This window comes from Frankia sp. RB5, assembly GCF_059816245.1.
On the sequence record NZ_JCBATA010000006.1, the window covers coordinates 95,634 to 110,498 of the forward strand.

The 14,865-nt window shown below is 73.5% G+C and carries 10 protein-coding genes; 1 reads left to right on the top strand and 9 read right to left on the bottom strand.

Annotated features, from left to right (window positions below; all coding sequences use genetic code 11):
* Nucleotides 1-382 precede the first annotated feature (382 nt).
* The 6 genes from AC6EXY_RS04780 to AC6EXY_RS04805 all read right to left on the bottom strand — a co-directional run bounded on the left by AC6EXY_RS04780 (nucleotide 383) and on the right by AC6EXY_RS04805 (nucleotide 7,839).
* Nucleotides 383-1,945, bottom strand: a complete 1,563-nt coding sequence (locus AC6EXY_RS04780; RefSeq protein WP_499816727.1) for a hypothetical protein — start codon at nucleotides 1,943-1,945, stop codon at nucleotides 383-385.
* 1 nt (nucleotide 1,946) lies between these two features.
* On the bottom strand, nucleotides 1,947-3,113 hold the full coding sequence (locus AC6EXY_RS04785) for a hypothetical protein (RefSeq protein WP_101836045.1): 1,167 nt from the start codon (nucleotides 3,111-3,113) through the stop codon (nucleotides 1,947-1,949).
* A 194-nt stretch (nucleotides 3,114-3,307) separates the two neighbouring features.
* The gene (locus tag AC6EXY_RS04790; RefSeq protein WP_101836043.1) at nucleotides 3,308-5,281 is read right to left on the bottom strand and encodes a hypothetical protein; all 1,974 of its coding nucleotides are present in this window, start codon (nucleotides 5,279-5,281) and stop codon (nucleotides 3,308-3,310) included.
* Nucleotides 5,274-6,308, bottom strand: coding sequence for an AAA family ATPase (locus tag AC6EXY_RS04795; protein ID WP_499816726.1), 1,035 nt, complete (start codon nucleotides 6,306-6,308; stop codon nucleotides 5,274-5,276). Before AC6EXY_RS04795 ends, AC6EXY_RS04790 begins: the two co-directional genes overlap by 8 nt.
* Before the next feature lie 40 nt (nucleotides 6,309-6,348).
* Nucleotides 6,349-7,383, bottom strand: coding sequence for a hypothetical protein (locus AC6EXY_RS04800; protein WP_101836040.1), 1,035 nt, complete (start codon nucleotides 7,381-7,383; stop codon nucleotides 6,349-6,351).
* Between the two features lie 21 nt (nucleotides 7,384-7,404).
* Nucleotides 7,405-7,839: a hypothetical protein gene (locus tag AC6EXY_RS04805; protein ID WP_133150898.1), complete on the bottom strand. Its 435-nt coding sequence runs from the start codon at nucleotides 7,837-7,839 to the stop codon at nucleotides 7,405-7,407.
* Nucleotides 7,840-8,174: 335 nt separating this feature from the next.
* Here AC6EXY_RS04805 and AC6EXY_RS04810 point away from each other — a divergent pair, with 335 nt between their 5' ends.
* Nucleotides 8,175-9,998: a DUF4407 domain-containing protein gene (locus tag AC6EXY_RS04810; protein ID WP_499816724.1), complete on the top strand. Its 1,824-nt coding sequence runs from the start codon at nucleotides 8,175-8,177 to the stop codon at nucleotides 9,996-9,998.
* Nucleotides 9,999-10,014: 16 nt separating this feature from the next.
* Here the strand turns inward: AC6EXY_RS04810 and AC6EXY_RS04815 are convergent, their stop codons facing one another.
* From AC6EXY_RS04815 to AC6EXY_RS04825, 3 genes are read right to left on the bottom strand one after another with little or no spacing between them, the layout of a single operon-like run.
* Nucleotides 10,015-12,249, bottom strand: coding sequence for a hypothetical protein (locus AC6EXY_RS04815; protein ID WP_165818670.1), 2,235 nt, complete (start codon nucleotides 12,247-12,249; stop codon nucleotides 10,015-10,017).
* Between the two features lie 18 nt (nucleotides 12,250-12,267).
* Nucleotides 12,268-13,611: a hypothetical protein gene (locus tag AC6EXY_RS04820; protein WP_101836032.1), complete on the bottom strand. Its 1,344-nt coding sequence runs from the start codon at nucleotides 13,609-13,611 to the stop codon at nucleotides 12,268-12,270.
* Nucleotides 13,608-14,840 (bottom strand): hypothetical protein, encoded by a 1,233-nt coding sequence (locus AC6EXY_RS04825; RefSeq protein WP_101836030.1) that lies wholly within the window; start codon nucleotides 14,838-14,840, stop codon nucleotides 13,608-13,610. Before AC6EXY_RS04825 ends, AC6EXY_RS04820 begins: the two co-directional genes overlap by 4 nt.
* Nucleotides 14,841-14,865 lie beyond the last annotated feature (25 nt).

A 14,865-nucleotide genomic window follows, 5' to 3' on the forward strand; every position in this document is an offset into this window, starting at 1 on the left:
CGGAGACGGAGCAGACAGGTTGACGCGATTCACCAAACCATTCCCCAACAACCACACCACCGGATTGGCCTCAAGGCTCCTCGACACCCGAACGAGGTGAGTCATCCTTCTGTCTCGTCGGGCGGGACAGAATCGATCTCGTCGCGATCCGCCGTCGCCGACCGGGGGGCGGCCGCGTCGCGGCAGCAGACCGGCGTCCGCCGGCATGCGCCCGGCGGACCTCAGTGCGTCCCGGAGCAGGAACTCGATCTGGGCGTTCGTGCTGCGCAACTCGTCACCGGCCCAGCGTGCCAACGCATCGTGCACGGCGGGATCCAGCCGTAGAAGAATCTTCCTGCGTTCCGCCACGGGTACGGATACGGCGGCGAGCTGGCCTGGCCGGCTACGGCGCCGTATCGGGGGCAGGCGCGGTCGGAGACGGGACCTGCCGGGCTGGCGGAATCCGACGCGGGTCCTTCAGGGCCATCAGGTGGTCGTAGGCGGCGTGCCCCTCGGCGAGACCGTCGTGCTCCGGGCGGGGCAGGTCGGTCAGCACGTCGTCGTGGCCCAGCCGGCGCAGCAGCTCCGCGGCGTCCGGGCGGGTGGCGACGGGGCCGAACACACCGTCGAGGAGATGCACCAGCCAGGGGACTCCGCTCGCGGACGCGTCGGGAATCCCGTCCGGGCCGATGCACAGCCCGCGCGCCGTCACGCCGAGAATCGCGCAGCCCGCGCTGAACACGTCATCCCGCGGATCGACGAGACCACCACCGGTGATCTGCTCCGGCGCCTCCCAGTCCCGCAGCGCGCGCTCCCCCGGCGCCCCCACCCGGGCCAGCCGCCCGCGCGGCTCCCCCGCCCGGCGCGCGTACTCGAACCGATTGATCTGCACCACCCGGCTCCGCGCATCCCAGTGCACGGTGTTCTCCCGTATCTGGCGATGGACGACGCCGAGCCGATCCAGCACCGCCAGCCCACGCGCGAGTCCCACGGTGAAGGCCCGCAGATCATCCGGCGACGACAGTGACCCAGCCGTCCCCGAGGACCGCAACCCCGCCAGCGGCATCCCGAACTCCACCGTGATCGCGAAAGGGACATCACATTCCACGTCGTACCCCACCAGCCGCGAGAGCTCCCACGGATATCGCTGCGGATTCCCCTCCCACGGCCACCGCCGATCCGCGTCGAAGAACCGCAACATCCGCAGCCCCGCCCCGACCGCGTTCTCCAGCGCGAATTCCGCGCTCTCCCCGCCGACCGCATACCGAATCGCCAGCGGAAAGTTCTGGTAACGGCCGTACCGGGTCCGGAAGTTCCGCGTCCGCACCGCCGGGCCGGGCATCATCTCCACCTCCCACACCACCCGCGACCCATCCGGCCGGCAGAAACCCAGCGTCTCGAGATGAGGGCGGTCGTCCGCGTGGACGTCCTCGTGCGGGGAGATGTCCTGCCGACCGGAGAGGTCATCGGTGCCGTGGGCCGGCGCCGCGGGAAGCCCTGGATCCCCCGCCACAGTCCGTGTCACATGCACCGTGGTGACCGGTGGCTCCCGCGGGGCCGGCGCCTCCGGTTCGGGTCGCACCTGCGGCACGGCGCGGAACGCGAGGCCGGCCACGTGGAAGGGAACACCCGCCCGATTACTGAGCACCAGCTGAAGGGAACCACTGCGAACGGCATCGTCCACCGCCAGCACGTAGCGGGCGGGCCCGTAGGTACCGCCGAAACGGTGGAGCACCACCGCGGGCTCGGTCATGAGCGTCGGAACGATCCCGGGCGGGCAGAAAAGCTGCAGATGCACCGTCACCTCCTCCCGCGGAAAGGGCCAGGCGCCCGCGTCCGCGGCGGGCCGCACGTCGACGGTCAGCTGGTACAGCCCGCCCGCGCGCACCTCGTGCGGCCAGCTGACGACCGGCTCGATCGTGAGCGCCGTCGGTGCCGCCGGGTCGGGTCCCGGGGCGTCCGTCATGTCACGGCACCCGTTGACTGACGAGTCGCAGCGTCGCGAGCGGGTGGCCGTAGTAGACGTAGTTGAACGTGTCGATCCAGCGCCAGGCCAGCTCGATATCCCTGTTCGTGTACGGCGGCGGGCCGAGTGCCAGGTCCGCCTGGGCGCGCAGGCGGCTCAGCAGCTGCGGGATCGGTGCCTGCGGGTCGTCGGCCGCCGCCCGGAGGATTTCCGCGAGAACGAGCGGCGCCGTCTCGACGCCGATCGCCGACGTGGTACCTATCATTCCGACGGCACCCATGCGGAGAAAGAAGTCCGGCAGCCCGTAGAGCGAGTCGTCCCCGAAGTGACCGACGGTGAACATCTCCGCCGAGTTGCAGGCGTTGACGAAGACGATGGTCTGGCCGCCGCTGATGCGGGGCAGGTCCTGATAGAGCATCATGGTCTTGAGCCGGAACGGCCCGACGGAAGTCCTGGCGCGATCATCCCCGGCTTCGCTGTGCGCGCCGACATAGACCATGGCGGGTCGCTTCTCGCCAGGCGGGACGGGTTCGCCAAGAGCAGCGACGAAGGCGTTCTCGTCCACGTGGGGTGTCCCCGCGAGGAAGTCACCGAGGCTCGCCAGGTCCGCTCCGCCGGAATCCAGACCCCGCTCGAAGTATCCGATCGCACCGCCCTCGCAGGCGATCGTCTGGTCGAGGTCCGACGGGCCCACATACTCGCCGAACCACGGGGTCCACCGGGTGACGGGCAGGACCGCGCCAAGCCAGCCGGCACACGGGAGATCACCGTGATCGGGTGGCTGCTGAAGGCGGAACGCCTCCCACGGAATCGCGAGATTCGTGCCGTCCTCGATGATGACGTGGAGGTCGGAATGGCGCAGTCGCAGATCGTTCAGCCACCTCCGCAGCGCGTTGCGCCGGTTCCCGAGCGACCACATGTTGAAGTCCTCGATGAACTCCACGGGTTGTATCGCGGAGTATCGCTCCTGCAGATCCTCGACCCGGAGCCGTAGCCTCCTGGGATCGTAGCCGGCGACCACGGCCCCGTCCGAGGGCTGGCCCCCGAAGGTCCTGGCCCCGCCCTCGAACCCCTCGATACGGAATCCGGTCGGGCTGTCCTGGTGCACCTTGATCGTGACGAATCTCGCCGGCAGGCAGTGAGAGTCGTCCAGCGACGCTCGTCCCACCGCGGTCGCCGGTCCCGGTGCGAGCGCGGGTACTGGCGTCGGCTCCGGTGCCGGCGGCTGCTCCCAGGCCGGCTCCGGGGCGGCGGACTGCGGTGCCGGGGCGGACGGACTCCCGGGGAACGTCGGCAGAAGCCGGGGACCGGACCGGCCCCGCGCGATGCGTCGTGCCCCTCGCAGGACGCTGGCCAGGTCACTCATGGGCGCGGGGTCGCGGGCGGTGCGGCGCCGCTCGCGCTGGCGAGGCGCCGGGGCAGGTCCGCGTAGGGCGGGCCGCCGAGGTCGACGACGTGCACGACCAGCCGGCGCAGTCCGCGCAGCCGCGAGGCGGCCTCGAGCGCGTCGCGCACCCCGGCGTCCCCCACCGCGGGCCGCAGCTCGCCGAGCCGGCTGTCAGCGAGCGGGACGTTCCCCCGGCCGTCGGTCGCGATGACGAGGTACGCCTCCCGGACCAGCGTGTTGCCGTGCCGCAGGGCGTGGAGCACCGTCAGGTGGGCGAGGTCCAGGCCGTGGGCCAGCGGGCTGGCCGTGCCGGCGGGCGCGGCCAGCGCCGAGGAGATCCTGGGGTCGAGGATGCCGCGCGCCAGGAACCGCTCGGCGTGCAGCTGGGGTACGGCCCCCGGCCCGTCCGCCACGCCGACCTCGATGACCGCCATCCGCGCCCGCTGGACGTACGCCCACTCCAGGTAGCCCGACAGCACGGGAACCCACGACGCGCCCGGCCGGGCGGTGTGGTCGAGCAGCAGCACCAGTATCTGTTCCGGTACCGGCATCCGCCGGTAGGCGCGCAGATCACCTCGGTCGATCAGCAGCGGGCCGTCCGGCGCCAGGCTCCGGGGCCGGCGGGCGGCGCGCCGGGCGGCCGCGCGCAGCAGGCTGGGGACGACCGCGATGTCCCGCAGGTCCGTCGCGGCCCTCGTGCCGACGATCTGCCCGCGCAGCTGACGCAGGTTGTGGGAGGCGGCCCACAGCAGCCGCAGCGGCTCGGCCTCCCGCAGCGGCTCGGAGTCGTCCTCGGGGTACACCGCCGCGAGTGCCGCCGCCTCCCGCTGGTCGGTCGGCAGGAGCACCTGATGCGTCAGTTCCGCGGGGCCGCCGTGCTCGACCGGCAGCCCGAGGCCGGACTCATCCCGGACGAGCGTGGCGTCGGGGGCGGTGGGAGCGTGCTCCGACGGCGTCGCCAGGCCGCTCTGGCCGCTCTGGCCGGAGGTGGACGTCGCAGTGGGCTCGGTGACGCGCCCGGACACGGACGCGCCCTGCGCGTCACCCGGGTCCTCGGCCGCGTCGGTGCCCGCGTGCGACCACGGCACGCCGAGCAGGCCGAACGCCGTCGCGGCGTCCTCCCATTCGACCTGGTCGGCGCCGCGGCGACGCGCGCACGCGACCGCGAGGCGCGCCAGCGCGACGGGCCGACGATGCCCCTCCGGACCAGACGGGCTCCGCTGGGCGAGCTCGACGAGCAGCGAGCGGGTGATGGCCGGCCACCGCCGGCCCTCCTCGGCGCGCTCGGCATCCCCAGGGGTGGGCGCGGCGCCCGGGTCGGCGTCGGCCGCGGCGGTGGAGGGGACCTCGGACGAGGCATCGGAGCCAGCGACGGAGACGGACGCGGAGGCGGAGGCGACCAGGCTGGCGATCGGCGCGCGCAGCGGGAAGCGGTCGAGCAGGTGAGGGCTGACGCTCCCGATCCTCGTGGGGTCGCAGACCGCCACCCAGGCCCCGGTGGGCTCCCACCGGCAGGAGAAGCCGTCGCGTTCCATCGCCGCGACGGGGGCGGCGGCGATGGTCACGATCGCGCGGGCGGCGGGGACGCTCACGATGGTGAGGTCCGCGACGGCCACCAGCGGGATCGGGGCGATCGGCGCGCCCGCCACCGGCTGTTCGAGCAGCGGCCGCGGCACGTGCTCCAGGAGCACGCCGCGCCCGGCCGGGTCCGGCCGCAGCCGCAGCCCGGCCCACAGGTCGTCGTCGGAGGTGCCGGCGCCGAGCCGGATCTCCCGGACCGGGCGGCCGGTCACGGCCTTCAGCGCCCCGGCCAGCCGCCGGATGACCAGCGCGAGACGTTCCTCGCCGCCGTCAGGCTCGGCGTCGAGCAGAAGCAGACCGCGTAGTTCCGGGTGCAGGGCCATGCATTCCACCAGGGCGTCGAGCCGGGCCGACCCGCGCTCAGCCATCGTCACCGAGGGCCTTGGACACCGTGGCGTCGTCGGCCTCGCTCCAGGTCGCCGAGCCGCCGCGGGAGATGGCGCCCCGGCGATGCGGCAGGACGAACCGCGCGACCGCCCTGATGTCCTCCGCCGTGGCGACGTCCGCGCCGCGCCGCGCGGCGAACGCCAGGGCCGCGCGGGCGAGGGTGACGTCGCCGCGGTGGCCGACCGCTCCGATCGCCGCCGCGACGCGCGCGCACTGGACCCGCACGGCGTCCGGCAGCACCACCGCGCCGTCCGTGATCATCACGCGGGCGCCCTTGAGCTGATCCTTGCGTCGGCGGTCGGCGCGCAGCGCCAGTCGGTAGGCCTTTGTCGGGCCCGTGCGGCACACCTGGTCGAACTCCAGCACCCGCTCCAGGATCAGGGCTCGCACGTCGATGTCGGTCTCGGTGACCATTTCCACGAGCAGTCCGAATCGGTCCAACAGCTGCGGACGCAGGCTGCCCTCCTCCGGATTCATCGTGCCGACGAGCTGAAAGGAGACCTCGACCCGCCGTTCCGTGGCGGCGTGGGCGACGACGAGCTGACCGGTGGAGACGACATCGAGAAGCAGGTTCACGATGTGGTCGTCCAGCAGGTTGACCTCGTCGACGTACAGCACCTTGCGCGAGCCGGCTTCCTCCAGCAGGCTTTCGCGTTCCGCCCATCTGCCCTCGAGCAGCGCGGGGACGTCCAGGGTCCCGACGATCCGGTCGTCGGTCGCGTTGATGGGAAGTGTGACGGGAAGGTTCCCGGTCGTCATGAGGTTGAACGACCGGGCGACGGTGGACTTGGCCGTCCCGCGCTGACCACTGATCAGCACGCCGCCGATACGCGGCTCGATGAACGAGAGTTCCAGCGCGGTCCTGGCATCGTCCTGTCCGATGATCCAGGAATAGGGCAGGATGCGCGGCCGGCCGATATCAGGTGAGCCGGTCTCCGGACCCGCTGTATCCCGCCGCTCGTCGCCCGGCTGGCCGACATCCGGCCCGTCGCCACCGCCCACGAACATGCCCCCGTCTCCTGTTCTCACGCCCGACGTCATCGCACCGTCAGGTGCCGCGTGAATGCCGTTCCGCACCATAGACCTGCCAGCCGCAGATCATCTCCAGCGCAAACGCGGGAACGACCGCCGCCACCGACACCGCCGTCAGCCAGGGGCGCGTGCCCGCCAGTGCGAGGGTGACGGCGGCGGCGATCCCGACGATGGCCACGACATGCGTCGCCACCCGTGCCCAGCCCGGCCCGACACCGCTGACCGGGACGCCGAACCAGCCCCACGTGAGCAGGCGGCTCACCAGCACGACGATCTCCACCGCCACCGCCAGGACGCCGACCCCCACGACCAGCACGCCGGCGGCACCCAGGCCGCGTAAGGCGCCGGACGTGCCCCAGGTGCCGGAGGGGGTGGCCGCGACCGCCACCGCCAGCACCGGACCGCACAGCACTCCCACCCCGTGGATCAGCCCCTGCCGCCGCCGGGTCCGACTACGGAACGTCGCGACGACCAGCCAGGCCAGCTCCCCCAGCAGCCCGAGCACCGTCAGGGCGACCACGGCCCCGCGCTCGGCGCCGATCCGCCACGGCGGCACCGACACGGCGACCAGGCCGGCGAGCAGCAGCAGAATCCCGGCGTGGTACCACAGCCGCGCCCGATCGGCCCAGCGCAACGCCTGCCGCTGATGGCTGGCCTGCACGTTGCGCAGCCAGCGGCTGGGCCGGCCGTCGTGGACCTCGTCCGGGTACCAGGTCATGAACTCCGCGGGCGTGGCGGTCAGCCGGCGGCACCAGACCGTCGCCTGGACGGTGGCGACCTGCGCCAGCCCTGACCCGATGAAACAGAACAGGGTGATGTCGGGCCACCGGCAGAGCCGGGACCCGGGCGCGGCGCCCGGGGTGACGCCGGCACCGCCGGCGGTCGCCGGCAGGAGCAGGGCCGCGAGGGTGAAGCTGGCGCCCGCCAGCAGGGGTGCGGCGAGCCCGCCCAGCGCCTGGACGCTGTCGAGGTATCCGACCGGAGCCGGTGGGCTCCACCGGTCGCGTCCCAGGCGCACCGCGGGCCGCGGCCGGTCACCGGCAGCGGTCACCGCGGCCGCCCGCCGGCGGCGTCATTTCCGCGTGGCATCGCAGCCGTCCAGATGATCGTCGTCGACGCCTCCGCACCGCAGGCACACGCTGCCGGGCCCGGCGGCGCCCCGCGTCCGGCGGTCCCAGCGAATGCCGTCCCGCCGCAGCCCGAGCACCGCGCAGACATCGGCTTCCAGCGCGTCCGCGTCGGCCGAGGCGAGAAGGTCGAGCCGCACCGTGACAATCGACCTGCCGGGTTGCGCGGATATCCCGGAGACAACACCGCCACAACGGACCGCCGAGGACGTCAGAATCTCCCACAGATCCCGCGCGGAAACCCCCTCACGGTTCACCGCGGGCTCCGCGGCGCTCTCGCCCGGAGTCGCCGATTCCGGCGCACCGGAGTGCCGATTCCGCATCATCCTGTCCCGGAGAGATGCGGTTTCCTCCGGTGTCGCCGCGATCTCGAGCAGCATGCTGGCGCACATTGTTCCCCCCTGCCCGGAAGGTTAGCACGGCGAGGTTCCGCGTCCAGAGCGGCGGATGTTCGGGTAGGGTGCGCGCACCGCCACCGCAGCCGGCCCGACACCCCCTCATCCGCCACCTCCACAGCCGTTGAAATGGCTATTTCCGCAGGTCGTCGCGGGTGCCATCCAGGCCGTCCGCAGCTTGCTTCCCAGAAAGGGCGGGAGCGGCCCGGTGAATAGCGCACCAGGCGGGCGGCCCGCGCGACGCGGCGGCGATGTTCCGGCACCCCGTCCGGGGTATCCTGATCGCGGGAGACGGGGGCTCGAACATGGACGAGACAGGGATGGCGCCGCGTTCGGTGGCCGGGGCGGGCGCCCGGTTCATCAGGGCGCCGTTCACGGTCATGGGGCGGTTGATGCTGTGGCTGTCCACGGCGAACCTCGAGATCCTGGACCGTTTCCCGGCGGACCGGCCCAAGTACGTGGGTCTTGGCAGTTCGGTGTTCATCACGTCGGCCATGGCGGCGGTGTCCGGCGGTTTCGCCCTGCACATGGCGCTGGATCTGCCGATCGTGGCCTGTGTCGTCGCCGGGTTGCTGTGGGGCACCGCCATCATGTCCTTCGACCGCTGGCTGCTGGCCACCGCGGGGCGGGGCAACCTGTGGCTGCTGCTGCCCCGGGCCGCCCTGGCGTTCCTCATCGGTCTCGTCGTGTCGACGCCGTTCGTCCTGCGCATCTTCCAGCCGGAGATCATGCAGCAGGTGGCGCTGATCCAGGCCAGCGCCGCGACCAGCCAGCAGCAGGACTGGAACGACCCGAACAACCCCATCGTCAGACGGATCAACCAGCTCTCCGCGGACGTGGGCGCACAGCAGAAGATCATCCAGAACGACGGAAGCTCCATCTCCGCGGAGGATGATACGACGGTGCTCAGGCTGAGCGCCGCGCTGAGCCCGGACCGGGACCCGATGAAGACGTACAACGCGCTCAACGGGCGGGCCAACTGTGAGGCGGCCGGCCGCACCGACTGCGGCGGCGGCGTCGGCTCGGGCCGCCCCGGCGAGGGCGACCGCACGCGCAGCCTGCGCCAGCAGGCCGACGACTACAAGCGGGCCAACGTCGATCCCCTGCAGCGGCAGCTGGACACGGCTCGCACGACCGCCGTGGCGAACCTTCCCGCCCGGCGGGCGAAGGCGGTCCAGGACGCGAGCGACCGGCTGGACGAGGACCGGCGCCAGCTGAACCCGCTGCTCGACCAGCGCCGGCGGCTGCAGTCCAGCTTCGACAGCTCGAACGGCCGCAACACCGGCCTGCTGATCCGCATGCAGGCGCTCGGCGACCTGACCAAGCACAACGCGACGATGCGCACCACGCACCACACGCTGCTCGCGTTCATCACGGCGATCGACTGCCTGCCGATCCTGTTCAAGCTCCTCATGTCGTTCGGCCGCAGGAGCAAGTACGAGGAGGGCCTGGAAGCCGAGGAACGGGAGCACCTGGCGATCTCCCGCCAGCGCAGCCGCCGACTGCGGGCCGAGCAGATGATCTACCAGGTCGACACGCTGCGCGAGGCTCAGGCCGCGCGCGACATCCGGGACGAGGCGATGGAGGGGCTGGCCCGCCGCAGCGTCCGCGACCAGGTCGAGGTCGCCGAGCGCAGGCTCGACCGCTGGAAGCGCGAGCAGCTGCGGCGCGTCGACACGGACGTGAACTACCTGCGCCAGGACCAGGTCCTGGCGCCGGGTCTCCTGCCGCCCCACCAGCGCGCCGCCGCAGCGAACGGCGCCGACCAGAACGGCTCCGGCACGGGCACCGCGCAGCGGACCTGGCCACCGCAGGGGCCGGTGCCCGACGAGCCGCGGTGGGGACGTCGGCGTGGCCGCCGCGACGACGAGGGCACGCCACCCCCGCGCCCGCCCGCGCGGGGATCGGGAACAACGGGTCGTCCGGGCGCGGGCGGGCATGGGGACGCGCCGGGGCCGGCCGCGGACGGTCAGCCCAGCGCGCCGGGCCACCCCGGCGCGCCGCACCCGGGCGGCCGTGACCGCCCTGCGGACCGGTCAGGAGAGCGAAACGGATCCTCGCCGCCGTACCCGCGGCGGTCGGGGTACGGCGACCCCCAGGGCGCGCCGGACCCGCAGGTGGAGGAGGGAACCGACCTGTGGTGAGGTCCGGTGCGCGGCGTCAGGGCGCGCCGCGCGTGGTCGGGCCGGCGGCGTACAGGGCGAGCATGTCACGCATCCACTGCTCGGCTTCGGAGCGGCGCAGTCGCACCTTCGGCGCGGCCGACAGGTAGACGGCCAGGGTGGCCCGCAGGCCCGGGGGGATCCACCGCACCCGCTGCGCCATCCGGGCCAGCAGCCGCAGCGTGTCATCCACGGCGCGGTCGTCGTCAGGCCAACCGGCGCGGTCCAGCGAGGCGGCGAGCCCGTTCATGACGAGGGCCGCGACGGTCAGCCGCCGGGTGTCACGCTCGTAGCGCGAGATCAGCTCGCGGTAGTCGGCGATCAGCGCGTTGTGGTAGTCGATCCAGTACACGCTGAGCATCCGGGCCCGCAGGGGCTCGGCCGGCCCGGCGCCGAGCAGCAGCCGCAGCAGGTCGAGGCGGGCCTCGTCCACGGCGCTGCCGATCGGCGGGCGGCTCAGCTCCTCCGCCCAGACCGCGCACTCCGGCGACGCCAGCGTCCCGGTCGCCCCCGCGGCGGTGAGCCACTGCCACAGCGGCTGGTCCAGCGACCGCCGGCGCCCGGTAAGCCGGGCGAGCCGGACGAACGCCAGCGCGTAGCGACTGTCTCCGCGCAGGGCACGCCCGCGCGCCGCCAGGGCGGACAGCGCGCCGGGGTCGATCGGGCCGGAGATCATCCGGGCGAAGGGCCGCACGGCCGCGCCGGGGCCGTCCGCACGCCCGAGCCAGCCGAGCCAGCCCACGGTGTGCGGCGCCGCGGTCGGCAGGCCCAGGTGCTCGGCGTCGGCACCGCGCAGGTCGTCCTCGATGGCGAGCCGGACCAGTTCCAGGGCGACGGCGTCGGTGTCGGTACGAGCGGCCAGCACCGTGAGCACCGCCGCGTCCGACTCGGCGCTGGATGCCCCGACGAGTAGCCGACGCCGCTGCCGCTGCGCCCGGACAAGGCCGACGATCTCGGACACGACCTCCGCCGCCGTGCCGTCGCGTCGCGCCACCGTCCCGCGCACCTCTCCCCTGCCGCCGGCCGCCGTGGGCCTGGCGGAGCGCGCGGCCGGCGCCGCGTCGCGGATCCTCGGCGGCGCTGGGGCGGCGAACCGGGTGGCGAAGTACGTGGGCCCGGGCAGGTCGGCGAGGCTGAGCAGGGCGTGGCGCGGGTCGGCGATGCGACGCGCCGCCCGATAGGCCGGGTCGCACAGATGCTCGACGATCCGCTCGACCGGCACCCCGCGGTTCCCGTGGAGTTCGACGAGCAGCGCGTGGTACTCGCGCGCCCCGCGGGGCAGCGCCGGCACACTCGGCTCCCGGTTCGGGCCGGCGAGCGTCACCGCGGCGTCCCCGGGCCGGGCGCGGTCGGTGTAGGCGAGCCGGATGCGGTGGGTGCTGCCGGAGTCGGCCCAGGTGCTGACGACCAGCCGGGCCCGCTGCCCGTACGGCAGCAGCGCCGCGACCGCGTCGAGGAAGCGGAGCCGCTCGGCGATCCGGGTGCTCGGTTCCAGTGCCGGCGCGCCCAGCAGCGCCACCGGCTGGCACAACAGCAGCGCCGCTGTTCCGGCCGCGAGCCAGAATGTCGCCGGATCCGCCTCCAGCGCCTGTGCGACGTGCGCCGGGCCGAGTCCGGGCAGCGACCCGAGCGTCACCTCCCCGGCCTGGGCCGGCGGGTCCGCGAGCGGCAGGCGCGGGCCGATCGCCCCCGGGCCGAGAGCCGCGGCGACCGCCGGATCCCAGAGCAGGGCGAGGTGCAGGTCCTCGTAGCCCAGGGGCAGGGCCGCACACGCGGCGAACGGCGCACACAGGTAGGACGTCGCGGCCACCGGCCGGCCGGCGCCGTCGGTGACGTCCGTCCAGTCGCACACCGCGAGGCCCAGGACGCTGGCGTCCGCGTCGCCGCCGGCCGCGGTGGAGCGCAGCGGGGCGTAGCTGATCGTGGCCCACGGCAGCCCGGACGCCTCGGATCGCTGCGGGCGCGGCGGCGGCGTGCCCGGGACGAAGCGGCGCAGGATGCCGTCGTAGTCGGCGCGGCTGAAGTAGGCACCGCTGGAGCGCAGCACGGAGTAGTCGTCCGCGGTGCCGGCGACCTTGCCATACACAGCCCAGCCGGCCGGCACGCCCGCGCCCGCGGCCCCCATGCCGGTCGGGAGCCTCGCGCCGGTCGGGAGCCTCGCGCCAGCCGGGAGCCCCGTGCGGGCGGCGCCGGCGGCCGTGGGTGCCGGGTCCTCAGGCGCGGACGGGCTCACCGAGCCACCTCACCCGCCTCACCTCGGTTGCCACGGCGGCGGGGGCGGCGGAGGTGGCGGGGGCGGCATCTCGTCGATGCGGGTCTGGAACGGGCTGTCGTCCCAGTCCGCCTCGTCGGACCTCGGCTGGGGCCCGGGGACCCCGCCCAGTCCGGCGTCGTCTCCGGCCAGGGGGTCGTCGACGTCCGCGCCGGCGTGCCCGGGCTGACCGTCGCCCTCGCCGGTGGAGGCGGGGCCACCTCGCCGGCTCTCGAGCGCGGGCGCCGTGGGCGCGGCGCGGATCGACTCGGCCAGCCAGAGGAACGGCTCCAGCACGTTGACCGGATTCAGCCGGCCGCGGATCCTCGGCCGTCCCAGGTCGTCGGCCTCGATGTTCGCGAAGTCCTGAATGCGGAAGGTGCCGCCACTGCCGACGTAGAAACCGATGGACGAGCTGGCGAAATAACGCACTCGACCCGGATGGAAATGCCGTTCGATGCTGCCCCGGACCCACGGGCCACTACCGGCCGCCCCTCCCATCATCTCCCGGGAACACAGATGACGGAAGAGGTCCGCGGCGTCCTCCCTGGTGATCTCGGGCAGCATCTCGTCACTGTCGCTGACGGACAGGAAACCGCCGTCGTAGGCGGCGTTGAACACGCGCCTGTCGTCGATCTTGTTGATGCACACCGCGAGATAGTGCGGCAGCTTGCCGTCGGGCAGCCGGCCGAGTTCCTCCGCCCGTGCGAGCACCCGCTCGACCATGCTTTCCAGGTACTGGTAGGAGTCCTGGGTCTCCAGCTCGCGCAGCGGATCGAAGAGATAGACCATGCCGTCGGCGCGGGCCAGATGGTCGACGAGGAGCTCGACGGCGTCACCGGCCTCGGGCTCGTCGCGGAACAGGTCGCCGGCCTGTTTCCGGTCGTCTGCGTCCTGGTCGTCGAACGTGGCCGGGGCGTACATCCGGCCGCTGACGTCCATCAGGGTGATGTGGAACTCGGCGCGGCGCGCGCGGCGGCGCGTTCCACGGCGCACCAGCCGCCGGGCCCAGCCGGCGCTGTCCGGGCGCAGGAGACTCAGCGACAGCTCCCGGGCCTCGTGCGGCGACGGGACCGGGAACTCCCGCCGGGCGATCTGCGCCCGCGCCCGGGCCAGGAATGCTCGGGTCGCCTCGTTCGCGCTGAAGAGGATCCAGTCGTCGTCGCCGCCGTCCTGCTGGGTCATGGCGGTGTGCAGCGCGGCGAGCATCGTCGTCTTCCCGCTGCTCGTCGCCCCCCACAGCCCGATCCGGCTGTCGATGCTGCTCGGGGACCGCCACGCCGCGAACCGCCCCGGGCGCCCCGCGGCGCCGGGCGGCCGGCCGCCACCCCTGCGCGGGCTCACCGCGCGTCCGCTTCCGAGCCGCCGGCCCCGGGCGCCGGCGTCGACCCGAACTCCGCGGTGGAGGCGGTAGTCCGCTGGTCCCTCGTGATGAGGTGTCGCTCCAGGGCTCCGCGCACCGACCTCGTGATGTCGAGCTCGTTGCTGAGCTCGTCGACCTTGGCGTTCACCGCGGCCAGCTGCTCCTGCAGGGCGACGACGTTGGCGGTCTTCATCTTCATCTGCACATCCTGGTTCTGCAGCTCCCGCTGGGTGCGCAGCAGCTCGTCGTTCAGCGCTCGCCGCTCGGCGTCCCAGGTCTGCCGCTCGCTGTCCCAGCCGCGCTGTGCCGCCAGCCACTGCTGGGTGATCTGCTCACGTGACCTGCTGGCGAACTCGGGGGACCGCGGCGACGGCGCCCCCCGGCCGGCCCAGTCCAACAGGGTGTCGAGATCGTGGATGCCGAGCTCGGCGCGTTCGGCGGCCCAGGTCCGCAGGGCGGCCGAGTTCATGAAGGCGCGCACGAGGACCGCCGCGGAGATCAGCCGGGGCGAGCCCGCGTCATACCCGCCCAGATCGGCGTACGAGTCGGAGGTGACGTTGCCACCCCGCAGCATGAACGTCAGCCGAACCCCCCGCTTCTGCGCGGGCTCGCCCGTCGAGAAGGTCCAGTCGTCCGACCCGAAGTCCCCCAGGATCTCCCGCGCCCCCGCCAGCAGCAGGGCCGGGTCGGACCGATAGCCGATCACCGCCAGCCGCCCGGAACCGACCCGCAGCAGCGCGTCGACCAGCCGCGTCAGCTCCGCCTCCAGCTCCGGGGCCCGCGAGTCGGCCTGCACCTGGAGGTTGCGCGCCTTCACGTCGCCCTCCAGCTCGGTCCAGCCCAGGGGGGCGAGCGCCCCCGACCCACCGGCGGTCAGCATCCACCGCGACCAGGAGGTGGACAGCGCCAGCGCGATCTGGGCGGTCAGCTGCCGGCCGATGAGCACGTGCGCCGCCGCGGCGACGCTGCCCGAGCTGGTCTCCGGGGCCCGGCAGATGATCATACTTCGGCCGTCCTGGTCGTCCGGTACCCGCGCGAAGCACAGGCTCCGTCCCGCCGTCAGGTCCTGCGTGCGGTAGGAGGCGTTCGTCAACGCGACGAACCGCGACGTCGCCGCCGTCCGGTCGTCCGCCGGCAACGTCGACGCCACCGGTCGAAACCCGCGCGCCTCCCGGTCGTATCGGAGCACGACCTGGTCGATGATGTCCATCGGATCTCGCTAACCCTTCCCGCAC